21 protein-coding genes are annotated in these 25,074 nt (G+C 59.2%); 16 read left to right on the top strand and 5 right to left on the bottom strand.

Translation table 11 applies throughout. The annotated features are described in order from the left end of the window. Positions 1 to 1,504, bottom strand: a 1,504-nt coding sequence (locus tag VEH04_20950) for a hypothetical protein (GenBank protein ID HYG25246.1), incomplete at its 3' end; no start/stop codon positions are given. 183 nt (positions 1,505 to 1,687) lie between these two features. Here VEH04_20950 and VEH04_20955 point away from each other — a divergent pair. From VEH04_20955 to VEH04_20970, 4 genes are all read left to right on the top strand, one after another. Continuing rightward, complete coding sequence (locus tag VEH04_20955; protein ID HYG25247.1) at positions 1,688 to 2,896, top strand: class I SAM-dependent RNA methyltransferase; 1,209 nt, start codon at positions 1,688 to 1,690, stop codon at positions 2,894 to 2,896. Positions 2,897 to 3,018: 122 nt separating this feature from the next. Beyond that, positions 3,019 to 5,925, top strand: a complete 2,907-nt coding sequence (locus VEH04_20960) for a DUF2723 domain-containing protein (protein ID HYG25248.1) — start codon at positions 3,019 to 3,021, stop codon at positions 5,923 to 5,925. 13 nt (positions 5,926 to 5,938) lie between these two features. After that, positions 5,939 to 7,108 (top strand): glycosyltransferase, encoded by a 1,170-nt coding sequence (locus VEH04_20965; GenBank protein HYG25249.1) that lies wholly within the window; start codon positions 5,939 to 5,941, stop codon positions 7,106 to 7,108. Beyond that, the gene (locus VEH04_20970; GenBank protein HYG25250.1) at positions 7,105 to 8,082 is read left to right on the top strand and encodes an MraY family glycosyltransferase; all 978 of its coding nucleotides are present in this window, start codon (positions 7,105 to 7,107) and stop codon (positions 8,080 to 8,082) included. The genes VEH04_20965 and VEH04_20970 overlap by 4 nt, the downstream gene beginning before the upstream one ends. Positions 8,083 to 8,113: 31 nt before the next feature. On the opposite strand, the gene VEH04_20975 is transcribed toward VEH04_20970, so the two are convergent. Then, complete coding sequence (locus VEH04_20975) at positions 8,114 to 9,931, bottom strand: ClcB-like voltage-gated chloride channel protein (protein ID HYG25251.1); 1,818 nt, start codon at positions 9,929 to 9,931, stop codon at positions 8,114 to 8,116. A gap of 316 nt (positions 9,932 to 10,247) precedes the next feature. Between VEH04_20975 and VEH04_20980 the strand changes: the two genes are divergently transcribed. After that, entirely contained in the window at positions 10,248 to 11,465 is a 1,218-nt protein-coding gene (locus VEH04_20980) for a phospholipase A (GenBank protein ID HYG25252.1), read from the top strand. 47 nt (positions 11,466 to 11,512) lie between these two features. Here the strand turns inward: VEH04_20980 and VEH04_20985 are convergent, their stop codons facing one another. Continuing rightward, positions 11,513 to 12,334, bottom strand: coding sequence for a class I SAM-dependent methyltransferase (locus VEH04_20985; protein ID HYG25253.1), 822 nt, complete (start codon positions 12,332 to 12,334; stop codon positions 11,513 to 11,515). 151 nt (positions 12,335 to 12,485) lie between these two features. Between VEH04_20985 and VEH04_20990 the strand changes: the two genes are divergently transcribed. Then, positions 12,486 to 14,153: an MFS transporter gene (locus VEH04_20990; GenBank protein ID HYG25254.1), complete on the top strand. Its 1,668-nt coding sequence runs from the start codon at positions 12,486 to 12,488 to the stop codon at positions 14,151 to 14,153. Here VEH04_20990 and VEH04_20995 read toward each other — a convergent pair. Then, positions 14,140 to 15,285, bottom strand: coding sequence for an aminopeptidase (locus VEH04_20995; protein ID HYG25255.1), 1,146 nt, complete (start codon positions 15,283 to 15,285; stop codon positions 14,140 to 14,142). The two genes, VEH04_20990 and VEH04_20995, sit on opposite strands and share 14 nt — an antisense overlap. 315 nt (positions 15,286 to 15,600) lie before the next feature. Between VEH04_20995 and kdsA the strand changes: the two genes are divergently transcribed. The 6 genes from kdsA to hprK are packed head-to-tail and all read left to right on the top strand — an operon-like array spanning position 15,601 to position 19,785. Next, on the top strand, positions 15,601 to 16,422 hold the full coding sequence (kdsA, locus tag VEH04_21000) for a 3-deoxy-8-phosphooctulonate synthase (protein HYG25256.1): 822 nt from the start codon (positions 15,601 to 15,603) through the stop codon (positions 16,420 to 16,422). Between the two features lie 18 nt (positions 16,423 to 16,440). Beyond that, positions 16,441 to 16,980 carry an HAD hydrolase family protein gene (locus tag VEH04_21005; GenBank protein ID HYG25257.1) on the top strand — a complete coding sequence of 180 codons (540 nt, stop codon included), beginning with the start codon at positions 16,441 to 16,443 and terminating at the stop codon, positions 16,978 to 16,980. Next, on the top strand, positions 16,970 to 17,425 hold the full coding sequence (locus tag VEH04_21010) for a hypothetical protein (GenBank protein ID HYG25258.1): 456 nt from the start codon (positions 16,970 to 16,972) through the stop codon (positions 17,423 to 17,425). Before VEH04_21005 ends, VEH04_21010 begins: the two co-directional genes overlap by 11 nt. Further along, a complete protein-coding gene (locus VEH04_21015) occupies positions 17,422 to 18,045 on the top strand; it encodes an LptA/OstA family protein (GenBank protein HYG25259.1) in 624 nt (207 codons plus the stop codon). Before VEH04_21010 ends, VEH04_21015 begins: the two co-directional genes overlap by 4 nt. Further along, positions 18,042 to 18,821, top strand: a complete 780-nt coding sequence (lptB, locus tag VEH04_21020; GenBank protein ID HYG25260.1) for an LPS export ABC transporter ATP-binding protein — start codon at positions 18,042 to 18,044, stop codon at positions 18,819 to 18,821. Before VEH04_21015 ends, lptB begins: the two co-directional genes overlap by 4 nt. A gap of 10 nt (positions 18,822 to 18,831) precedes the next feature. Further along, complete coding sequence (gene hprK / locus VEH04_21025) at positions 18,832 to 19,785, top strand: HPr(Ser) kinase/phosphatase (protein ID HYG25261.1); 954 nt, start codon at positions 18,832 to 18,834, stop codon at positions 19,783 to 19,785. Positions 19,786 to 19,847: 62 nt separating this feature from the next. Here the strand turns inward: hprK and infA are convergent, their stop codons facing one another. Further along, a complete protein-coding gene (infA, locus tag VEH04_21030; GenBank protein ID HYG25262.1) occupies positions 19,848 to 20,066 on the bottom strand; it encodes a translation initiation factor IF-1 in 219 nt (72 codons plus the stop codon). Between the two features lie 526 nt (positions 20,067 to 20,592). Between infA and VEH04_21035 the strand changes: the two genes are divergently transcribed. The 4 genes from VEH04_21035 to VEH04_21050 all read left to right on the top strand — a co-directional run. Further along, the gene (locus VEH04_21035; protein HYG25263.1) at positions 20,593 to 21,165 is read left to right on the top strand and encodes an aminodeoxychorismate/anthranilate synthase component II; all 573 of its coding nucleotides are present in this window, start codon (positions 20,593 to 20,595) and stop codon (positions 21,163 to 21,165) included. Positions 21,166 to 21,322: 157 nt separating this feature from the next. After that, positions 21,323 to 21,880: a sigma-70 family RNA polymerase sigma factor gene (locus VEH04_21040; GenBank protein ID HYG25264.1), complete on the top strand. Its 558-nt coding sequence runs from the start codon at positions 21,323 to 21,325 to the stop codon at positions 21,878 to 21,880. Positions 21,881 to 21,965: 85 nt separating this feature from the next. Continuing rightward, entirely contained in the window at positions 21,966 to 24,200 is a 2,235-nt protein-coding gene (locus tag VEH04_21045) for a serine/threonine-protein kinase (protein ID HYG25265.1), read from the top strand. Between the two features lie 319 nt (positions 24,201 to 24,519). Further along, positions 24,520 to 25,074 (top strand): prepilin-type N-terminal cleavage/methylation domain-containing protein (locus VEH04_21050; GenBank protein ID HYG25266.1); only part of this gene is annotated, 555 nt, incomplete at its 3' end.

Here is a 25,074-nt window from a genome sequence, read left to right on the forward strand (position 1 = left end):
ACACGCCGAGCGACACGAGGATAAGGGAGATGATCGTGCCGAGGAAGCCGAGGTAAAGGCCTGCATCGAAGAGGTGTTCCTCGTTCTCGAGCAGCTTCAGCTTCATTCGCGCCACCACTTTCTGGCGGCGGATTTCGGCGAGTTTCACCAGGCAGACGATGTAGAGGAGCGCCTGCAGGACGAAGAAGATCAACATTGTGATCAGGACTTCAGGGTTCATAAACGGGGTGACGGGGTTGGGCTGGCCGGCTGGCGCTGCGCTGCCCAAACCGGGCAGCTGCACGCGAAATGGAAACTCCACTTTCTGGCTTTCCTGAGCGAGAAACGGCTCGCTCACGAGCAGCAGAACCAGCAACGAACCCAATCCAAAGAGCACGGCGCGCGCAATGAAAATGCCGCCCACCTGCAGCGGACGCTCCAGCGATGCGGGCCGCGGCAGCGCGAAATGCACGGCAATCGAGAGCAGGAATCCACCCGCAAAAAACAAGAGCCACTTCACCGTCAATCCGAGCAACGGTGCGCGCAAGCTCAATTGCACGAACAGGGGCTCGAACCGCGACACGTGCAGGCGCTGGTTTCGTTCAAGCAACTCGTTCATGCCTGCAAAGCCGTAACGAAGCGACTGCCCGAGATCGGCCGCCCCCGTTTTTCCAAACGTGCTGAGATAGCGCGCCACTCCCGCGGGATTGGCGGAAACCTGCACCGCAGCGAATATCACTGCGCGGGCGCCTTCCTCGGTTCGCACGTGATTGGCAAGCAGGCGCAACGTTTCTGGGTTTGAGATCTGGCCCACAAACGCGAGCAGCTGGCCCCAATTGAATCGCTGGCCGAGCGACAACATGTCGAGAAGCACCTGTTCCAGCGGACCAGACTTCCCGGCGTTCGCGCCCACTGCGAGCCGGCCGATGCTGTTGCTGAAGCCTGGATGCACATGGCCGCCCTCAAGCAGGAGCCCTGTCATGCAAAGCGCAGCGTCCACGGCCTGGCCTGACGATGTTCCAGACGCGGGAAACAGCGTCGTGTTGGTCATGGTGCGAAAATGCAACAAATCGCGGACAACGGCGCTCTCGGAATTTTCCAGCGCCTGCAACGCGGCCTGCCGGTTTTCGGCACGAATGAGGAATTCCGCAGCGGTTTCAAACGCGCCAGCCGGCGCCGCCGTTGTGCCGCTGTTCTGAAACACCTGGCCGACCGATCGCTCATCAATGAACCCGTGCTTGCGCAACATTGGATCCTGTCGCGCGAGCTCTATCAGGGCGCGCTGCAGCGGTTCACGACGCGGTATTCGACGCTCCTCAGCCGCCTTGAACATCAATTGCGCGGCCCCCAGATTGCGCTCGTACACCAACGCGAGCCCCTGCCCCACGAATCCAGGAGAATCGAGCGCGGCACGCTCCAGCACGGTGTCGTCAACGGCGCGCAAGTGCGACGGCACCAGGAGCCCGCAGGCGAGCATTCCGAGGCCGAGCAGAGCGCAGAACAAAAACGAAACCCAATTTTTCATCGCCAGTGAAGGACAGATTGCCCGTGCCGTTTCCGACGTCCCCCGGGATAAACCTATTCAAGGGAACTTAGCGCCGGCGTCAAATACTGCAAAACCCGCATTCGCTCCCGGAATGACGCCGACTCAAAGCACGGGAACTTCGAAAAAACTTTTCCTGCGGCCGTTCGTTTCTAACCTGCGCTGGTGTCTATTGCGCCCGGAAATATTGTAACACTTCAGATCACCGACATTGCGTTTGGCGGCGAGGGCGTCGGCAGGCTGGAACAGTTGGTGGTGTTCGTGCCGTTCGTCGCCATCGGTGAGATTGTCGAGGCCGAGATCACCGAACTAAAGAAAAGTTTCGGCCGCGCGCGGCTGGTGCGGGTGGTGCAGGCCTCCGCGGAACGGGTTTCGCCACCTTGCCAGTATTTCGGCGCGTGCGGCGGCTGCCAGTACCAGCACCTCAGCTACGCCGGGCAACTCCGCATCAAACACAAACAGATCTGCGACCTGTTCGAACGCATTGGCAAGATCCCGCGCGATCACATCTCCCCCGTCGTACCCTGCCCCAATCCTTACGGCTATCGCAATCGCGTGATGATCCGCAGCCAATGGAACAAACCCGAACAACGGCTGAACATCGGATTCGTGCGATGGGACTGCGGATTGGTTGAGGACATCACCGAATGCAAAATCGCCGAACCCGCGGTGAGCGATCAAATCCGCCAGGTCCGTGCCAATCCGCCGCCCAAGGGCGGCATCAAGGTGGTGTTGCGCCTGCCGCCGGAAGGATGGGAGGTTCCTCGCGACTCGTTCTTCCAGAACAATTTTTTCCTGCTGCCTGAAATGGTTAAGGTCGTGCGGCAATTGCTTGGCGACAGCGGGTCAACGCATCTCATCGATCTGTTCTGCGGCGTTGGCTTTTTCGGCATTGAATTGAGCAGCTCGGTCGAGTCGTTCATCGGGGTCGAGTTTGATCACATGGCGATCAAGGCGGCGCGCAACAACGCCCGCGCGCGAGGAGCATTGAACGGCGAATTCATCGCGGGTCCAGTTGAGGAAATCGTTCCCGAAATCCTCGGGAAATTCCATGCAGACACCACCACGGTCCTCCTGGATCCGCCGCGCAAGGGTTGCCGGCCGGACACACTGCAACTGCTGCGCGAGCAGGGACCGTCGCAAATCATCTATGTCTCGTGCCATCCCGCGACCATGGCGCGGGACTTGAACATTTTATGCTCCGGCGATGTCTTTAAGCTGGTGCGCGTGGTTCCGCTCGACATGTTTCCCCAGACGCAGCACGTGGAGTGCATTGCGGATTTGCGGCTGAATGTGCGACTGCCGCAACCTGCCGGCAACGGTGAAACAAACAGGGTTGGCGCACCCGCTGCGGGGAACGATGGCTCCTCGTAAACCGGCCTCGCGAGTCGAGGATTCCGCCATTGGAAGAACGCTGCGCGCAATGGGTTCCCGGCCGTTGCCGTGCCGTAAACTGCTTGCAAATCGAATGTCCGTTACCCCACTTTTAGCCGCCCATGACGAAGCCTAACAAGACCAGCCCCGAACGAAGCTTTGTTGCCGCTCGCCTGCCATGGATCCTGGGTGCTGGCGCCCTCCTGGTTTACCTCCTGACATTCAATCACTGGGTGTCGTTGAACAATCTTTCCGCAGTGTCGCGCAGCGCGGGATGGCTTTGGGGGCCCGAGCTGACATTGCCGTTGTTCTATGTTCTCACCTTTCCGTTCCGCTGGCTGCCGCCTGAAACCGTTCCATGGGCCCACAATCTGTTTTCGGTCGCCTGCGGATCACTCGCACTGGCGCTGCTCGCGCGGGCCGTGGCTCTGCTGCCGCGCGACCGCACGCACGATCAGCGGCTGCGGGAAAAGGGACGCGTCCCGCTGCTCAGCGGACCGCTTGCCTGGATCCCGCCGGTTTTCGCCGTGGTCGTGTGCGGATTGCAGCTGACGGTCTGGGAAAATTCCACGACAGGATCGAGCGACGTATTGGATCTGCTGTTGCTGGCGTATGTCGTGCGCAATCTCCTGGAATATCGGATCAGTGAGAACGACTCATGGCTGCTGCGAGCGGCTCTTGTGATGGGATTGGGGATGGCGAACAACTGGCCGCTGTTCGTGCTGTTCCCTGGGTTCGTTGTGGCGGTTGTCTGGATCAAGGGTTTCGAATTTTTTCAGCCGCGCTTCTTCATGCGGATGATCGCCTGCGGCATAGCGGGAATGCTTTTATATCTGCTCCTGCCTGCGATTCACGTGCTATCCAGCGCGCCGCTGTACAATTTCTGGAATGCCTTGAAGGTGAACCTGACTGCGGACAAGCAGGCCTTCATGCATTTCATGGGCGGGGGGCGGCCCAGCGTCCTGGCCCTGCTTGCGTTTACTTCACTGCTCCCGGTGTTGATCATCGGGATCCGCTGGCCTTCCAATTTCGGTGATCCCAGCCGCATGGGCAGCATGATTACACGGTGGATCTTTCATTTCGCCCACGGCGCGCTCCTCCTGTTTTGTCTGTGGCTTGCGCTCGATCCGGTATTCAGCCCCCGCCGGCTCGGATACTCGATGTCGGTCCTGGTCTATCTTAGCGCCCTGAGCGTGGGTTACCTGACGGGATATTTTCTGTTGGTTTCAAGGCCCGTGGTGGATCGGATGGGGCGTTCCTCGCCGATGCAGGGTGTGTTGCACAAGGTGACGATCGGCACTGTTGCCGCGCTGCTTGTGATTACGGGGGCAGGACTTTGTGTCCGCAACCTCCCGCAGATCCGGATGACGAACGGTCCGGCGCTTCGCGAATACGCTGCGGAACTGGTCCGTGACCTTCCGGAAAATGCCGTTGTGCTCAGCGATGACGCGCGCCGGACTTATCTCGCCCAGGCTGCGGTGGCTCGTGCGCCCGGCAAGCGCCTTTTCATCGATACTCAACTGCTCACCGTTCCGGGATACCACGGAGCATTGAAGCAGCGATATGGGGAAGCCTGGCCGGAGGTGGTAAAACCGCAGTCAAAGGAAGAAGTGAAGCCCGGCGTCATGATCAACATCATGCATCGGCTTTCGGAAGCCCGGCCAGTCCGCTACCTGCATTACAGCTTCGGCTATTATTTTGAAATGTTCGACCGGCGTCCGCATGGCATAACGATGGAACTGGTTCGCTTCACCACAAACTCCCCCTACATCTCGCCCGTCACTGGAGAAGAGATTGCGGCGAACGAACAATTCTGGACGAGTCATCAGGCCGCTCTGGATCGGCTCGTGCCCTTTATCGCGCCGCCGGCCGCGTCCACCAACAAGTCGTTCTCGGATGTCCTCCGCAACAAGTTGCAGCTGCGTTTCCAGCCGAACGCAACTGCCGTCGTGCTGGGAAGCTATTATTCCCAGGTGCAGAACGCGTGGGGCGTCAATCTTCAACGAGCCAACCGCGTGCGCGAGGCCGAAGGCCATTTCAAGTCCGCGCTGCGGTTGTTTCCCGATAATCTCGCCGCAGAGAAGAACCTGGCCTTCAACGCCGATCTTCAGGCGGGCCGCCCCGCCGAGCTGCGCCCGCCAAAATCGATGGAGGAAGAGCTCGGGCGTTATCGCAGTTGGGAACAGGTCATGCGCGACACCGGCCCATTTGATGACCCGACACTGAGTTTCGTCATCGGCATGGGTTTCGCCCAGGGCAATAATTTTCGCCAGGCGACGCATGCCGTCGAACGTGTGTATCAGGTGCTTCCCGGAAACCTGCAGGTCGCCTTCTGGCTGTCGCGGCTTTACGTGATCACCCAGCAGCCTGCCCGCGCCTCCGAATTGCTGGCTGTGCTGCGCCAGCGGCAGGCGGAACTTGCCGAGCTCGGCATTCGCAAGATCGACATGTTGCAGGCCGAGGCCGGCGCACTCTATGTCAGTGGCAGGCGCGAACAGGCGGACCAGCTGGTGCGCGACAGCTTGAAGCAAAATCCCACCGACTTGCAGACCATCACCACCGCGCTCGAAATTTCAAAGGTGTTCCGCAGCTACACGAACGCGATGCTGTCGATCAATCAACTGCTGGAAGTCCGGCCCGACAACATTTCCGCGCTGGTTACGAAGGGCGTCTTCCAGATTCAGGCCGGCGAATTTCAGGCTGCACTCGAACCGCTTAACAAGGCTTTGTCGCTCCAAAGCACGAACTATGGCGCGCAACTCTATCGCGCAATGGCGCTCCTGAACGTCAACCAGCTGGACGCAGCCGCAAAGGATTACACGCAACTCAGCAAGGTGTTCCCGAACTCCATCGATGTTCACACGGGCCTGGCGGAGCTCGCCGTCCGGCGCAAGGACACCAATACCGCGCTCCAGCACCTCGAGTTCTGCCTGCGCAATACTCCTGTCGATTCCCAACAGGCTCACTTGCTGAGCCGCCGCATCAGCGAACTGCGACCGCCATCGCCGTCGCCAGCCGCATCGCCGTGATCGAAGCGCTGCCATGCGCATCACTCACGTCATCACGCGGCTCGTCGTCGGCGGCGCACAGGAAAACACCATCGCGTCGGTTCACGGATTGCGGCAGCAACCCGGATTCGACCTCAAACTGATTTCAGGTCCATCCATCGGGCCCGAAGGTTCGATGGAATCGGAAGTCGCCGATGTTCCGGGTTTGCTGGCCCTTGTCCCTGAACTGGTGCGCCCCGTGCATCCATGGAAGGACTGGATCGCGCTCCGCCGTCTCACGCGCATTTTCCAGCAAACGCGTCCCCACCTGGTGCATACCCATAGCGGCAAGGCAGGCATCCTCGGTCGCATGGCCGCCGCCAGGACCCGGGTGCCGATCGTTATTCACCATATCCACGGCCCATCATTTGGACCCTTCCAGGGAGCGCTCGCCAACGCTGTGTTCACCGCCGCGGAACGCTATGCCGCCCGGTTCACGGATCACTTTTTCTGTTCGGCGCAGGCGATGACCGACCTTTATCTGTCCGCAGGAATCGGCGTCCCAGCGCAATACACGCGGGTGTTCAGCGGGTTTGACGTGGATGCATTTCGGAATGTACCGGATGCCGCCGCGCTTCGCGCACGTCTTGGATTTTCACCTGCCGACTTTGTGATCGGAAAGATTGGCCGCATCACTGCCTTGAAAGGCCATGGCGACCTGCTTCGTGCCGTCAGGGATCTCCTGCCACATGTGGCGAACGCTCGCATCCTGTTCGTGGGCGACGGCTCGCTGCGTCAACAGGTGGAAACCCAGGCGCGGGAACTTGGCCTTGCAAACCGTGTGACCTTCACTGGCTTGGCCGCTCCAGCCGACGTCCCTGGTTACATCAGCGCGATGGATTGCGTTGCGCACCTGTCGTATCGCGAGGCGTTGTCCCGCGCACTGCCGCAAGCGCTCGCCGCCGGCAAACCGATCATTGCCTACAATTTCGCGGGGGCCAACGAAGTCTGCATGAACGGCCAGACGGGCTTCCTGGTGGATGTGGGAGCGATTGCGACAGTGACGCAATGTTTGCTCAAGCTGGCGCAGGATCCTGGATTGGGTGCGGTTTTGGGAAAACGGGGACAGGAACTTGTGGCCGAAAATTTCACCGTTGAAAACATGGTGCGCCAGCAAGCCGAGGTGTATCGCAGGCTTGCCCGCGAAAAAGGAATTTCGCCGTGAGTTTCAACGTGCTCTACCTGGGGGCGTTTACGGCGGCGTTTGCGGTGTGTTTTGCCACCCTGCCACTCTGGCGGCGCTTTTGCATCCGGCGCGGGCTCGTGGATGACCCTGGCGAACGCAAGATCCATAATGCAGCCGTTCCGCTCGCTGGAGGATTGGCAGTGATGACGGGCCTGATCGTGCCGACAGTCACCGCACTCGGCTTGCTGCTGATTGCTCCGGCAATGCTGGATGCTGATCTGTACGGACGCCTGAGCCATGGACTTCGCGTTCGATCCGTGGAATTGGCCGCCATTTTTCTCGGCGCGATTGGAATGCTGCTGGTTGGCATTTGGGACGACAAACATGAATTGAAGCCAGCCTTGAAGTTTGGAGCGCAAACAGTCGTCGCCCTTCTGGTTGCGGCAGCGGGTATCCGGATCACGCTGTTCGTGCCGAGCGTGATCTTCAGTTGCACCATCACGGTGTTATGGATTCTCACAGTGATCAACGCCTTCAACTTCATGGACAACATGAATGGCCTCTGCTCGGGCCTTGGCGCGATTGGATCGGCTTTCTTTGCGGTCATTGCGGCAGGCGCGGGCCAGTATCTGGTGGGCTTGATTGCGGCGCTCACCTGCGGCGCACTCGTGGGTTTCCTGCCGCACAACTATCCTCGAGCCCGCGCTTTCCTGGGAGATTCCGGAAGCCACCTCGCTGGGTATCTGCTCGCAGTGCTCGCCATCCTGCCGCATTTTCACACGCCTGAAGCGCCCCGCGCGTGGGCGGTGCTGAGCCCGTTGTTCATTCTCGCGATACCCCTGGCCGATCTGTGCTGGGTAGTGCTCCTGCGCACGGCCGCGCGGAAACCATTTTGGATCGGCGACACCAACCACTTGTCGCATCGACTGGTGCGCCGCGGCTTCACAAAACCTGCCGCAGTCCTGTTGATCTGGTTGCTTGCAATGGCGCTGGGCCTTCCTGCCTTGCGTTGAATGGAACCAAAGGAGAACCCGCGGGGATTCCCTACGCGTCGGGTTTGCTGCTCGCCGCGATGGCTTCCGAGAAGAGGCTGAGCACCTGCGCGCGGGCGAGTGCGCCGACGAGGCGATTCTCCTTCAAGGTGCTGACGACGGGGATATTGCGCTGTTCACTCGTGAGGACGACCGGCAAAACATCCAGCAGACGCTGGTTGGGTGTCACGCATGGCGGCGGCGGGCGCATCACATCGTATGCAATGATGGCCTTCAATTCCGCGCCGCCATTCAGGTATTCCTTGAGATCGTGCAAAGCGACAACGCCGATCAACTGGTCGCGCCCATCCACAACGGGCAGGAAATTATTCGGACTGCTCAGGAAACGTTCCGCAATCGCCGCGAGAGTTGCATTTTCCCGAACGGGCGCCACAGGCGCCTGCATGACATCAGCCACAATGCGCTCCGTCGCTGCGCCAGGATCGGTGCTGTCCTGCCGCACGTTCAGTCCCTTGCGGCGCAGCGGCTCCGTGTAAACAGATTCCGCCACGAACCGCCCGGCAACCAGGATTGAGACGACGCAGCCAAGCATCAGCGCGGGCATGAGGGAATAATCGAGTGAAATCTCGAAGATCATGATGATGGCAAGCAGCGGCGACCGCGTTGTCGCGGCAAGGGTGCTTCCCATGCCGACGAGCGCGAACGCCGCAACGGGAAGATCCTTTGCGCCACCGACCTCGTGCAGGACCATTCCAAACACGGCGCCCAGGCTGGCGCCGAGAAAAAGAGTGGGTGTGAAGACACCGCCCACGGCCCCCGAGCCGACCGTGATCACGGTGGCAAGCAGCTTCGCGATGAGCAAACCGCCCAGCACCAGCAGCAGCTGGTTCTCTCCTGCGAACGGAGGACGAATCAACTGAATCGGATCGAGCAGCATCTGATTCGTGACCACGTAGCCATTGCCCCACACGTGCGGGAACAGTTGTGCAATGACCCCCACCGCAAGGCCGCCGAGCGCCACCCGCGCGTAGATGGGCAGCTTCATTTTCTCGAACATGGTTTCGCTGGAACGCAGCAGGAACAGGAACGCGGCACCGAGCATTCCGGCAAGCACACCCAGAAGGACGAACCACGGCAGCTGAAGCACGCTGGTGAAGTCAAATGATGGGACCGTGTACCACGGTTTGATGCCGAAAAAACTCCGCGACACCATTGTTGCCACGACGGAGGCGAAGACCAATGGCGCGAACAGGTTCATGGAAAAATTTCCAAGCACAATCAACGAGGCGAAGACTGCGCCTGCGATGGGTGCATTGTAGGCCGCTGCAATCCCTGAGGCGGCGCCGCAGCCGACAAGCATGCGCAATCGATAGGGCGGCCATTTTGAGAGTTGGCCCCATTTGGAAGCGAGAGTTGCTGAAAGCTGGGTGACGCCGCCTTCCCGTCCGATCGATCCGCCCGTGCTGATGCTCATCATCGACGAAATGAACTTTACGAGTGCGGTTCGGAAAGGCAGGCGGCCATCCCCGGCAACGACGACTTCAAGCAGGTTGCTGGAACCCTGCGGCCCGACGAGTCGCAGTCCCCAAAACAGCACGAGTCCCGCGCACAGTCCGCCGATCGCTGGGATCAGCAGGCGCTCCATTCCGGTCATCATCTCCGCGACCTCTGAAGGATCTCCCGGCCGTCTCAGGAACAGCAATTTGACGGATTCCGTCGCATAGTAGAACGCAAGGTTGACAAGGCCGCCCACCACACCCACGCCCCCGGCGAGCACCAGATGAAACGCTTCCTCGCTGAAACGAATGCGTTCGCGGATGCGCAGCAACCGTTGCCAGTGCCGTTGGAAAAAGGCACGTGAGGCTCCCACTACTTTCCTGGGTTCCAGTCGAGGCACAGAAAAAGATTACTGCCATTCGAGTATTTGACGAGTCGTGACTCACCCCGGCGGCCGGCGGTTGGAGCGAAGTAGCGGCAGGCATCCTGCCTGACGCAGAGGGGCGCGATTCCTCGCCGCCCGGAACAAAAACGATAAAAACCGCGGGCAACGGTGGATTTTCTTGCGCACGGCCGCGCCTAACGTTCATGCCGCCGGGCTGGAAACCCGGTTTCGACGGCAGGCAAGATGCCTGCCGGAACCGCAGGATCGCATTGCATGCGGCGCCTGCGCTGCATAACGTGCGTCAATGGGAACTCACTTTGCCGTCGGGCTTTCAAGATTTGTGGTGCTGCTGTTGACAGGCTTCAGCCTGCACGCCGCGGAACCCATCCTCACGGTGTCGCCCGAGGCATCACGACCCACTGCAACGTCCTTTCGCTTCTGGCTCACTGCGCTCAATCCATCCGCCCAAGCCATCCATTGGCAGCCTCCCGTGGAGCTGCATTGCACCGCGACCTCCACCCATGCGGATATTGCCATCCTTGCGCAGCGAGTCGGCACGCTCCCCGATACAACAGTTCAGCCCGGCACGTTCGCGCGCGTGGAATATCAGTTCTCCCTGCCTGCCAACGCCACGAACGATATTACGGTCCGCGTCCGCGAAGTGCCCGGCATGCTGATTACCTACTCAGCCGCGGCGGACAATACCGAGACACCAGTGCCCGTGCAATCGGGCGGACTTGTGTATTTCCTGAGGGGCCGTGGGGATGCCGCCAATGCGCGGAATTACGAACCGAACCAGTTCTTCAAGGAACATATTTCCGGACACGAGCCGCTCTATTTCCTGGCGGGAACCAAAACACCGAACGCAAAGTTTCAAATCAGCTTCAAGTATCGGCTGCTGAACGAGCATGGCTGGCTGGCGGAAGCCGCGCCGTTGCTGGGCGGCTTGCACCTCGCGTATTCGCAAACATCGTTATGGGACCTGGATTCCCGTTCAGCGCCGTTCTTCGATTCGAGTTATCGTCCCGAGGTGCTGTTTTCGAAGGAAGAAGTCTTCAGGTCGGCACAGGGATTCTTCACGTTGGATGTGGAAGGCGGCGTTCAACACGAGTCGAACGGCCGCGATGGGGCTGATTCCAGAAGCCTGAACATTGCGTATCTGCGTCCGCGATTCACCTTTGGTTCCGGCGACGGATTGCAACTCTCGCTCGCTCCGCGCGCATGGGTGTACGTGGGTGACCTCAGCGACAATCCCGACATCGAAGACTATCGAGGCTACGTCGATTTGCGCGCTGTGATCGGATGGAAACGCGGATTACAGGTTTCCGCGCTCGGACGGCTGGGCGATGACTCGCGTGATGGGAGCGTGACTGTCGATGCCACGTACCCGCTCATGCAACCGCCGTATGGGGCGTTGAGCCTTTATTTGCACGCCCAATATTTCACCGGGTATGGCGAGAGCCTGATTGGGTATCGCGAGCGAACGGAACAATTCCGCGCGGGCATTTCGCTATTTCGCTGAACTGGCCCCGCTTCGCGCAAGCCTTGCCGAAGCACGCGGCGGAAATGCTACGCCGTCTGAATCGGGGGCTGCACCACGGTTTTTGCGGACGTGTTTGCGGCTGCAATGGATGTAGTGGATACCGCTGCTGGAGGAGCCGATGTGCGTTTGCGCTTGTACCAGGCGATCGCGGCGCGGGTAAACTCCGAATCCAGGTAGTTGTGCAGCAGGCGCCAGGTCCATCGCTGCCAGCAGGCTTCTAAACGGAACGCGAGGAGAAACACCTGGTTTTCAAGGCGCTCCATGAAGGTATTCTGCGCAACCTTTTCACCGTACACGATCGATCGGGAAAAGCGCACCTTGCGAAAATGACGAGACTTGAACACCCGTTCGATCACGAGACGGTAAACACCCGGCCAGCAGGTGCTGTCGTGAAACGCAATGGTGCCGCCATTGACAACTTTGGGATACCACGCCTCGAAATCATCCCGCACGCCTTCGTATTCGTGCAATCCGTCGATGAAGATGAATTCCACAGGGTCATTAAACGTCTTCGCAACCGAGGTGGAGTAATCCACATGGGGCACGATCATTTCGCTGACGCCCGCGTTGTCGATGTTCCGCTGGAATTCCTCGAACGTCCAAACCTTGCCGCCAAACATCGTCGAATGCTCAGGCGATCCCGTGTGCGGGTCGATCGCATGAACCTTCGCTCCGCACCCTTCCCTTGAACCAAAACTCATCCAGATCGTCGACTTCCCCTTCCAGGATCCAATTTCCACAATGCGTCCCCTGCCAGTGCAGCGATTCGCCAACTGGTAGAGGATTCGGCCTTCCTTGGGATGCAACCAACCGTCCACTTTATCTGCCTGAGCTTCGACGTGTTTCATAGGATTGGTGGCGATCCTGAGACAAACCGTTTGACAAATCCATGGGGTTGGAACCGCCCATCCGGGTATGGGATTACTCCAGTCAAACAGGGCGGAAGTGGTGCACGAATGGCTGCACTGGCGGCCTGTGCTAATTTGGTCCAATCAGAACATGACAGAACCCGGTTCATCTACCAATCAACATTCAATATGGGCTCCTCTCAAACGCCCGCTCTTTCGGGATCGCTGGCTCGCGTCGATCGTTTCGAACACTGGCGGCTGGATGCAGGATACCGCGGGAACGTGGCTGATGACCGCGCTCACCACCTCGCCGCTTCTCGTCGCGCTCATGCAAACCGCGGCAAACCTGCCTGTGTTGTTGCTCGGGCTTCCGGCGGGAGCGACTGCGGACATCCTTGATCGCCGAAGATTGCTGCTGTTCTGGGGCACATGGATGCTCATCGCTGCGGCAGCATTGAGCGTGCTGACACTTGGAGGCTGGGTCGGCGTTGGATCCTTGCTCGCCTTGACGTTTCTGCTGCGCATTGGAACCGCGATGAACGGCCCAACGTGGCAGGCGATCGTGCCAGAGTTGGTGCCAAGAAAGGAGTTGCCCGAAGCCATCGCGCTGAACAGCGCCGCGTTCAACATCGCGCGGGCGGTAGGCCCCGCCGTGGGCGGCCTGCTGGTTGCCGCGTTTGCGTCGGTGATGCTTGGAACGGGAATCGTGTTTTTGATCAACGCGCTGTCGTTCCTCGCTGTGCTGGTCGTGATTTATCGCTGGAAGCGAACGCCTTACTTCACAAGTGCCTTGCCTGCGGAACGGCTCGCAGGTTCGATACGCGCCTGCCTTCGGTACACGCGGTTCGCCCCCGCGATGCGCGCCATTCTCGTCCGCTCTTTCCTGCAGACCTTTGGCGTCAGCGCGATGTGGGCGTTGCTCGTCCTGGTTGCAAGAGAGAACGTGCAACGTGGAGCAACGGGTTATGGGATTCTGACCGGGGCGATTGGAGTCGGCGCGGTTTCTGGCGCGCTCCTGTTTCCCCGGTTGCGACGACGCTTCTCGGCCGATTGCATCGTTTCGGCAGCGAGCGTGGTATTTGCCTTGGTGCTGCTCGTGATGGCGTGGTTTCACCAATGGATCGTTCTCGTCATCGCCCTTTTCTTTGGCGGCATGGCATGGACCAGCACCACTTCCTGCCTCAATATCGCCGTTCAACTCTCAGTTCCTGCATGGGTCCAGGCACGGTCGCTCGGGATGTATCAGACCGTGTTCCAGGGCGGAATGGCCATCGGCAGCGTCGTCTGGGGAATCGTCGCCGAAAGCACCAGCACTTCCATCGCGCTCACGGCAAGCGCCGGGGGGCTGATTGCAAGCCTGGCAGTCGTCGGAAAGTTTCGGCTGATGGATTTTGCGGGGCAGGATCACTCCCCTGCCCGCCTGACGGTCGCACTCAGTCGATCCGCGCCGCAGGTGGTGATCGAACCCAACCCTGAGGACGGGCCAGTCCTGATTACCGTCACGTTCCAGATTGATCCTGCGCGCGCGGACGATTTCGTGCGTGCAGCGCAGGAACTGGGCCGGGTTCGGCGCCGCGATGGCGCGATTCGATGGGGACTTTTCAAGGATCCGTTTCATCCCGGCCGTTATGTCGAAACTTACGTAGTGGAATCGTGGCTCGATCGCCAGCGCCAGATTGAGCGGTTCACGGTGGCAGATCATGCGATACGCGATCGCGTTTGGAACTTTCATTCCGCGGCCGAGCCACCGGCGGTTTCACGCATGATTCTCGCGCGCCCCGAAGACGTTCCTCCGCAACCGCCGCTCACTGAAGTTTGACCTGCGCAAGGTTGCGCAGCCATTCATGGCGCTCCTCCCGCGGTTTCGCGGATAACTCCTCTGCGGCAATATAGAAAGCATCGACGTCGCCATCCTTCAGCCGCAGCAGCGCTTCAAATCCAGGCACGTAGTCGTAGTAGTTCGCAATCGTGTTCAGCTGCGCATTGTTCAACTCCCGCGCAAACCACGCATCGTAGCCGGCGAACCCGTCCCACTCCTCTTTCAGTCGCTGGTACTCACTGCGCAGGCCGGCAAACACCTGTTGCTTTTCCTGCCGCAATTGATCGGGCGCGGCTGGCAGCTCACGCGCAGCTTTCAGTTTTCCATCCTCATCGCGGACATCGCCATAAAGCCGTTCCAGACGCACACGCGTCTTCAGGATCAATCGGACGAACTGGCCGTTGCGTTTGAGCGACGCCTCATATCGCATCAGGCCGTTGGTGTCGGATTTGGAATGAAGCCAGCGGCGCGCGCCTTCTTCGCCGACCACCGTTGCAAACGCCTCATTGAAATCCGTGTCGCCCCGCGCAAACAACCGTTGATGTCCCAGCTCGTGAAAGATCACCTCAGCGAGTTCACTTTCTTCGCGAAAGATGAACGTGTTCAGCACAGGATCCTTGAACCATCCCAGTGTTGAATACGCCTGAACACCGCCAACGAACGTGTCGAAACCCTTCCTCCGCAATCGCGCTGCCGTTTCCTCAGCCCCATCTTTCGCAAAGTATCCGCGATACTCCAAACGCCCCACCAGCGGATACCACCACGTCTTCGGTTCGAGCGAAAATTCGGGCGCGGCCTGAACGTTCCAAACGACGTAGGGCCGCCCAACATCCACATAGGATTGATAGTGGCCATCGACCGGCAGCTTCAAAACATCGCGCGCGAACTGCCTTAGCTCCTGCAGGAGTTCGAGTTGGCTCTTCAGGACTGCCGGAGTTTGTGGATTCGCGATCACTTCCTCGACGGGTTGCTGGCCTGCAAATATCTGGTACTGGCCTTTGATTGCCTGCCCGTAAAATTTCAACGTGCGGCAACCGCACACAGTTCCGACGAAAAATAGAACAGCGAGAACGTACAACGCGCGGCGAACTCGCGGCCTGTGAAACAACCGGCGTGCGAAAGTGGGAATCATTCAGGGGAAACGTAACAAAGCATGAGCCGGGAATCTCCGGCAGGATGCAAATTCTTGATCGGCGCGCGCAATACCATTACCCGCGATGCCGCCCCGCAATCTCTTCCACCTCAGGTTTAGCGCACTCGAGTCCCCAGTATTGCGTGACGGACTTGGTTTCCATAACAGGTTCTGCCACCGCCGCAATGTACGCGGCACCCTGGAAAAATCTAATGAGGAAAAACAGAACCTGGGTTTCGACGGGGCTTGGAAACCCGCGGCAGCAGCGCCGCTTGAACCTTGAACCCGCATGCTTGATCCTGCTACAACCTGCCGGTGCCTAATGATGCCGTCACGTGGAAATCGCTCAATGCGCCTCGCTCCCTCAGCCTCATTGCCGGTCCTTGCGTGATCGAGAGCGAGCAGCTCTGCATGGACGTGGCGGCTTTTCTCAAAAAAGCGTGCTCAAGGCTGGCCGTCCCTTTCGTGTTCAAGGCGAGCTACGATAAAGCCAATCGCACTTCGGCAAAATCGTTCCGTGGACCTGGCGCCGAAGCGGGCCTGCGGGTGCTTGCAAAAGTGCGCGACCGCTTTGACATCCCGGTGCTTACGGATGTGCACACCGCCGGCGAGGCCCGGTCTGCCGCGGAGTTCGTGGACATCCTGCAAATCCCCGCCTTCCTTTGCCGCCAGACAGACCTCATCGAGGCAGCTGCGCGAACCGGCCGGATCGTCAATATCAAGAAAGGCCAGTTTTTGTCGCCGAACGAAATGGGCCAGGTGGCCGCCAAAGCAAAAGCTGCCGGCGCAAAAAAAATCCTGCTGACGGAGCGTGGCACCACGTTTGGTTATAACAATCTTGTGACGGACATGCGTGCGATTCCGATCATGAAAGGCTTCGGATTTCCTGTGATCTTTGATGCCACGCACTCGGTTCAACTTCCCGGCGGCGGAGGCGATCGATCCAGCGGGCAGCGCGAGTTTGCGCCCGTCCTGGCCAAATGCGCAGTTGCTGCAGGCGCGAGCGGCGTGTTCATCGAAACCCATCCCGACCCGGATAACGCCCTGAGCGATGGGCCAAACATGATTCCGCTTCGCGACATGCCGGCGCTGCTGAAAGCCCTGCTCCGCGTTTCCGACGCAGCGCGCGGCTCATGATTTCGCGAGTCACCTGAAATGACTACCCCTGGCCTGCCACTGAAGCTCCGGCCGCGATTGCGGCGAATCAAATTATTTCTCTGCGATGTCGATGGCGTCCTGACCGATTGCGCCGTATGGATGGGACGGGACGGGGAAACCAAGCGTTTCAACATCCGCGACGGCCTCGCGCTCAGAATCATGCAACACTGCGGTATCAAGGTGGGCTGGGTGTCGCGACGCCCTTCGAAGGCAACGCAGGAGCGCGCGATGGACCTGAAAATCGATTTCCTGGTACAGAGCGATCACGATAAGCTCGCGGCGGTCGAAACTATTCTGAAGCAGACGGGTTTAAACTGGGAGGACCTGTGTTACGTCGGGGACGATATTGTCGACATCTGCGTCCTCAAACGGGCGGGCCTTGCGGTCGTGGTTGCGGATGGGACGGCTGAAACGCGGGAATACGCGCATTACATCACATGCGCCGCAGGCGGCCATGGCGCGGTGCGGGAAACGATCGAAATGATATTAAATGCACAGAACAAGTGGAAACAGGTGGTTGCTGACTATGCCGCGTAACACGAAGCGCGCCGTCCTGCTGCTGTCGCTGTGCGTCTGCATCGCCGGGCTGGCGCGTGCGCAACAGGTGAGCCGCGTGTCGGGAACCAGCTTCAAAGTCCAGCTGGAAACCTTCCCTGCCCCTTTTGAAACACAGATCAAAACCTCGCTCGAGGGCAAGCGCGCGGAACCCCAGCCAGGCGGCTTCATCATTTTCACCGAACCCCAACTCAAGCATTTCAATACAAACGGAAGCCTGGAAATCCAGGTGCGCGCACCGGAATGCCTGTTGAACCTGATGCAGCGAACCGTCAGTTCGACCAACACGCTGCAAGTCGAATTGACCGACGGCAGGTTCTACATGGAGGGCCGTGGTTTTCTTCAAATGACAAATGGAACCCTCCTGCTCTCGAATGACGTTCGTACGGTGATCCGAACCACCATGAAAGCCCCTGGCAAGCCATGAAATCTCTTTGGTTCACACTCGCCCTCGCTTCCGGCATCGCCAGCGCTGCGGCCCAGGATTTCTCCGCAACGGCCGGGATCGCCAATCCCCCGCCCGCCACCAACACCGCTGAGGCCACCCCGGCCGCCGCGGGCGTGGTTGCCTCCCTCGTTTCCGCGACGAATCACATTGAAATTGAGAGCGACCAGGCCGAGCTGCGGACGGAAACCAACTATACTGCGATTTACACGGGAAATGTCCGTGCAAACTACGGCTCTGCAAAACTGACGTGCGAGCAGCTCACCATCCGCGCGGAGAAAGGCGCAGAGCGTCCGGAATACATGCTGGCCGACAGGAACGTGATCATCCACCACATTGACAAGGATGGGAAACCGATCCACGCGAGTGGCGAACGCGCGGTTTACGCTTACGTCAGGGAACCCGCGGGCACGAACGAGCTCATCACCTTGAGCGGCGATGCGCACATCACTTCGAGCTCCGGCGAATTCATGGGCGAGGTGATCACCTGGAACCTGACCACGGGAACTGTCCTCGGCTCGCGCCAGCGCACGATCATCAACATGAAAGACGATGCCGCCTCGCAGGTGCCGTTTGGGAGCAGCCGCACCAACTCGCCATGAGCGACTCCACTGCAACGCTGGTTCCGCAAGCAGACAGCGCCCCGGCCGCAGCCGCACCGCTGCTCGCCACAAGCAAGCTCGTCAAGGAGTATCGCCAGCGCCGCGTCGTCAACGGCGTTTCGATCAGCATCGCAGCAGGCGAAATCGTTGGCCTTCTCGGCCCCAACGGCGCGGGCAAGACGACCACTTTCAACATGGTGGTGGGTGTTGTAAAACCTGACGAGGGCGAGGTGCGCTTCCAGGATCGGAACATTACAGGCCTGCCGATGCATCGGCGCGCGCGACTTGGGATTGGTTACCTGACGCAGGAACCTTCCGTATTTCGCAAGCTGACCGTTGAACAGAACATCCTGGCGATTCTTGAAACCTTGAAGATCGGCAGGCAGGAGCGCGCCATCCGCCTCAAGTACCTGCTTGAGGAACTGGACCTGACGCCACTCGCCAACAGCAAGGCGTATCAACTCAGCGGCGGCGAGAAACGCAGGCTCGAGATCACGCGCGCGCTGGTGACAAGCCCCAAGCTGCTGCTCCTCGATGAGCCGTTCAGCGGCATCGATCCCATCGCCGTGTACGAGGTGCAAAAAATTGTGCGCCGACTGAAGGACCGCGGGCTTGGCGTGCTGATCACCGACCACAACGTCCGCGAGACGCTCAAGCTGATCGACCGCGGTTACATCATTCACAAGGGCCAGGTGCTTGTGGAAGGCAGCGCTGAGTTTCTGGCAAACGATCCGAAGGCCCGGGAGATTTATCTCGGTCCTGAGTTCAACATGTGATCCATCTCTTATGCCCCTCCAACGCGACATCGTCACGGTCGAGAAGTTCTACACTGATCACGCCGATGACCTTGGCCTGAAGCTGATTGCAGGCGCGAATGGCCTGAAGCGCATCATTCGCGAACCCACCGTGAATCGGCCAGGCCTTGCCCTTGCGGGCTTCACCCGCTATTTCGCGAACAAGAGGATCCAGGTCATCGGAAACGCCGAGGCCTATTTCCTCAAGGCGCTCACGGCGGACGAACGCGTGAATCGATACGAGATGTTGCTCGGCTACAAGATCCCCTGCTTCGTGTTCAGCCGCGACCTCATGCCGGACAAACAGTTTCTAAAGGCGATGGAAGAAGCCAATGTTCCAGCCTTTCAGACTCCGCTGATCACGATGAAGTTCATCAACCTTGCCACCCTCGCGCTTGAAACGATGTTCGCGCCACACGGCACGGAAATGGGCAGCATGGTGGATATCCTGGGCGTTGGCGTCATAATCCGCGGTGAAAGTGGCATTGGAAAAAGCGAGAGCGTGCTTGCCTTGATTGAGCGCGGCTACAGCCTCGTTGCGGATGACATCACCAAGGTGACGCTCATCGACGGCCACGACGTCATCGGGACGAGCGCGGAATTGACCCGCAATCACATGGAGGTGCGCGGCATTGGCATCATCAATGTCGCCGCGATGTTCGGCGTGAAGAGCATTCGGAGCAAAAAACGCGTCGATCTGATTGTGTCACTCAAAGGGTGGAACCAGGTGGAGGATGTTGATCGCGTCGGAATGGAACAGGAGTTCGTGAAGATCCTGGGAATTGATGTTCCGCACATTACGATCCCCGTGCGCCCCGGCCGCGACCTGGCCCGGTTAATCGAGGTCGCAGCGTTCCAGACAAAACTCAAGATGTCCGGGTTCAATGCGGCCAAGGAACTCAACGATCGGCTGATTGCCCAAATGGCGAGTGCCTCAAAGATCTGAACCACGGCACAACAACCAGGGAAGAGAGAGCCGGCTGAAACCGGCTGGACAATGGGCGGGGTCTAACGGAGGCGGAAGGTGATGCGGGCTTTGCTGAGGTCGTAGGGCGACATTTCCATTCGCACGCGGTCGCCAACGGTGAGGCGGACAAAGTGTTTGCGCATCTTGCCAGAAATGTGGGCTAGAACCTCGTGCTGGTTGTCCAGCATCACACGAAACATGGTTCCAGGAAGCACGGTTTTAATCACGCCTTCCAGTTCAATCGGTTGTTCACTGCTCATATACAATCACGGACTCCACAGCGATAGGTTTGGCCGGGAGATGCCAGCGGACACAGCCGCCAGAAAAGTGCGGGCCAACATGGACTCATGCACGGCACTTGGCAAGCCGCAAATCCGCGATCTCGAGGCGCCCGAGTTGACTCAAATTAAAAGACACCGGAGGGGAAGAACTGGGGGGAGGCCGAAAGGGTCGTTGACTCATGGAAAAAAGACACCAGGAGTCGGTGTGAATGAACATGGGCACGAAATGAAAAAGGATTGGTTGTCCAAACTACAGCTTCAGCACTCACGACGCGGTCGGGCGGGCAAAAGCAGGATGATTGATGAGTTCTGTGAAGACCATGAGCATGAGCGCAAGTGAAAACCTCGGCAACGGGTCATGCACGCGCTGCACACATGCGGCCGCACCCGGCAATATTGAGTGTGAAGCCGCCTGAAAGCCGGCGCTCTGATGTTGCTAGTTCCGATTCCGATTTGCCATTTGCCGGGACTGCCATCGGTGCACTACATTCCGGGCCGAAACACTATGATCCTGGTCATCGACAACTACGATTCGTTCACCTACAACCTGGTTCAATACCTGGGCGAGCTGAATGTGGAATTGCAGGTGAAGCGCAACGACCAGATCACGATCGACCAGATCCGCGAGCTGAATCCCGAACGGATTCTGGTTTCTCCGGGGCCCTGTTCCCCCCGCGAATCCGGTCTCTCCAACGAGATCATCCGCACATTCGGTCCGAAGCTCCCGTTGTTCGGCGTCTGCCTTGGGCATCAATGCATCGGCCACACCTTTGGCGGAAACGTCATTGTGAATCATCGCATGATGCACGGAAAAACCTCGCCGATTCGCCACAATGGCAAGGATCTGTTTGAGGGAATGCCCAACCCTTTTGCAGCGACGCGCTATCATTCGCTCGTCATTGAACGCGGTTCGATTCCTGATTCCCTGGAGATCACGGCGGAAACCGAAGAGGGCGAGATCATGGGGGTAAAGCACAAGGAATTTCCGATCTGGGGTGTGCAGTTTCATCCTGAAAGCATTCTCACCGAGAACGGACGCCAGATTCTGAAGAACTTCCTGAAGCTGCAGGCGCGCTGAGCGCGTTGCGTTCACGCGAATTTGGCGCGTGGATCCATTACGCGTTTGCAGATTCCACGATTCTTCCACGCATTACGCTGAAGCGGACTGAAGTCCGCGCTCCTCCGCACAATCCCCGTCTGGCCGAGAGTGCGCGGCTTGCCTATACTCGCGCACGATGAGCGAGATCACTCTGGTTTTGGATGCGATTGCGAACGGTGATCGTCGCGCCTCGGAGGATTTGCTTCCGCTGGTTTACGACGAACTCCGCCGGCTGGCTGCAGTTCGTCTCGGGCGCGAATCTGCGGGCCAGACGCTTCAACCGACGGCCCTCGTGCACGAAGCCTGGCTGAAGCTTTCCCGAGAGGGCAACCGAACCTGGCAGGACCGCGCCCATTTCTTTCGCGCCGCTGCGCAGGCCATGCGGCGGATTCTGGTCGATCGTGCGCGCCACAAGCTCAGCCTCAAGGGCGGAGGCGGCTTTGAAAAGATTGCCATCGACGAACTCGACCTCGCTGCCGCGCCGGTGGAAGATCGCATCCTGCTTGTGGATCAGGCCCTCGAGCGCCTGGAACAGGAGGACCCGGAAAGCGCGCGCGTCATCACCCTGAAATTCTTCGGCGGCCTGACGAACAAGGAAGTGGCCGCCATTCTCGAGATCACCGAACGCACCGTTGAACGGCAATGGGCCTACGCACGAGCCTCGTTGTTCGAAATGATCCAGGCTGAAATCTGAATGTGCGTCGGTTTTGATCTGGCCCTTTCGCTCTTCAGATGGAGAAGCGCCCCAATTGCGGGCAGCACAACGGCACATCATTTGGATGACTGAACAGAAACAGGTCGAGAAAGCGGTCTTTGATGCCGCATTGGCAATTGAGGATCCGGCCGCTCGGGAAGCATTTCTCGACCAGGCGTGCAGCGGCAACGCGTTGCTGCGAGCGCGCGTTGAAAAACTTCTGCGGCTGCAATCTTCCTCCGAGGAATTCTTTCGTATCAACGCAAGCGCCGTAGTCGCTACCCCGGCAGACTTGGCCGCGTGTTCCTCGACGGAATGCTCCGAGCTCGATACCGCGCCGGTTGTGATTGGGCGTTATCGGCTCCTTCATCGCCTGGGTGAGGGAGGTTGCGGAATTGTTTACCTCGCCGAACAACAGGAACCTGTTCGACGCAGAGTCGCCCTGAAGGTGATCCGCCTTGGCATGGATACCGAGCGCGTCATTGCGCGGTTCGAGGCGGAACGCCAGGCGCTTGCGCTGATGGATCACCCGAACATTGCCCACGTGCTCGACGCCGGGTCGACTGATTCGGGGCGTCCCTACTTCGTGATGGAACTCGTGACGGGAACCAAGGTGACCGAATACTGCAACGAAAACCGTCTCAGCCTTCGCGAACGCCTCATGCTCTTCATCCAGATCTGCCACGGAATCCAGCATGCGCATCAAAAGGGCGTGATTCATCGCGATATCAAACCCTCCAACGTGCTGATCACGCTTCACGATGGAGCTCCCGTTCCCAAGGTAATCGATTTCGGTATTGCCAAGGCGACCCAGGGCAGGCTCACGGACAACACGCTCTATACGGCCGCGGACCAGTTCATTGGGACCCCTGCTTACATGAGCCCCGAACAGGCGGAGCGAAGCGGGCTGGATGTCGATACGCGCAGCGACATCTACAGCCTCGGCGTGCTGCTGTACGAGCTCGTCACGGGACGCACTCCGTTTGACTCGTCAGAACTGATGAAGTCGGGCGTGGATGCAATGCGGCGCACGTTGCGGGATCGCGAACCGCGCCCGCCGTCAACGCTCCTGACCACGCTTGAGAAAACGGAGCTTCGAACAGTGGCCGCGCAACACCTCGCCGATCCGCCGCGCCTCATTTCGCTCGTCGCCGGTGACCTTGATTGGATCGTCATGAAGGCGCTGGAGAAGGATCGGCGTCGTCGATACGAAACTGCGAATGGCCTGGCGCTCGACGTGCAGCGTTACCTGAACAACGAACCGATTCTCGCACGGCCGCCGAGCCGTTTCTATCGCCTTGGGAAAATGATCAGGCGGAACAAGCTGACCTTCGCGGCCATATCCGCCGTCACGCTGACATTGATCGCCGGACTGGGAACATCCACATGGTTGTTCCTTCGCGAGCGCGAGGCGCGGAGGCGTGCAGTGGAGGCGGAGCAGCAGCAGATTCAATTGAGGAAGGAAGCCGACTACCTGCGCCAGGAGGCGGAACGGCGGCAGAAGCTCACGGAAGCAACGGTGCTCCTCAGCCGCGAACACCTGGTGGAGGCGGATCGTCTGGTCGCGGGAATTCCGGCTGCCGAGCCGAACCTCGAGTATGCCGCATTGTTCCGAACCCTCGGTGACTGGCACAGCGTTCATGGACGTTGGGAATTCGCCGCGCAGAGATTCCGCGTCCTGTTGCAGGCGAATCAACCCGAGGATTGGGATATCACCACGCTGGACTATCTCCGCTGCGGTCCTGTGCTGCTGGAAATGGGTGACGATGCTGGGTATGAGGAGTTCCGCAAACAAGCAATCAATCATTTCGCCGGCACAACAAACCCGCTTCCAGCAGAACGCGTGTTGAAGATCAGCCTTCTGACCCCCACCAGCAGCAACCTCCTACACCGATTGGAGCCGCTGGCGAAACTATCCGCGCATACGCTCGAGGGCGGTGTCACAGTGGAGCGATCCCTCGCAGCCTGGCGCTCGTTTTCACTGGCGATGTACGAGTTCCGCCGCGGAGAGCTTCGCACAGCGCTCGACTGGTGCAACAAATCGGTCGCCTTGCAAAATATAAATCCGGCTCGCGCTGTAAACGTGCAGCTCCTGATGACGATCCTGCGTTTTCGCCAGGGAGAGGTGGAACACGCGCGAGCAGAACTCTCGCGTTTGCGCGAAACGGTCGAGACCCGTTTCAACCGCGGCCTCGTTGTAGGGAACGGATCGGAGGGATTTTGGTTTGATTGGGTTTTCGCCCGCATCCTGCTGCGGGAAGCGGTGGATACAATCGGCGAATCGCATCGATGGAAGCCGTTGGAAACGTCCGAGTTGTAGCGAGGCTAACGTCGTTCATGTTTTTGAAGCGTCCGTCGTGGTGCTGGCTTCCAAGTCTTCTATATTGCCTCTTTCCGTAGCAGCTACGGCGGATGGACAGGTTTCCAAACCTGCGCCGCGTTGCAGACCCGGCGTGTGAAGCATTTCACCCGCACTGTGAACTCCTCCGCCCTGCCGACACGGAAATCGGCGATACAGTCCGGACTGATCGGGAGAAACATGTGCTACGAGACTGGAGGCCGCGTTGCGGCGCGGTTCTCGTCGACAAAAATAATTTGTCGGGTTTCGCGGCCGCTTTCCGCTTCCTTCTGCAGACACTATGAGATTCCACAACGCAGATTCAGCTCCCTCTCCTTCCACGATTCATGCTGAAAATTCGCGCCACGACGCCTTTACGCTGATCGAACTCCTGGTTGTTATCGCGATCATCGCAATTCTCGCGGCAATGCTTTTGCCCGCGCTTGCACATGCCAGGGAGCGCGCGAAGCGGATCAACTGCAACAGCAACCTGCGCCAGTTTAACATTGCCTGCCAGCTATACGCGGGTGAGAACCGTGACAAGTTGCCAGTCATGAATGCCGGATTCTGGCCTTGGGATATCAGCGTCGCTGCCGCCGATGCCCTGACCCAAAACGGCGCACGACGCAAAATCCTTTACTGCCCGTCGTTCAGCGATCAGGACAACGACACCCTTTGGGGCGGCGCCAATGGCTACCTCAATGGCGGTTATCGTGGAACAGGCTACGCCAACACATTTCCGGGTGGCACTTCCAACCACGGATTGATGGCCACCAACATCAATGAGTTCATCGTCCCCCGCGGCATCCGCAACGGACTGATCGTTCTTCCTCCACCGCCCCCAACTGATCGCGTG

Source organism: Verrucomicrobiia bacterium (assembly GCA_035629175.1).
Taxonomy (GTDB): Bacteria; Verrucomicrobiota; Verrucomicrobiia; order Limisphaerales; family DASXHY01; genus DASXHY01.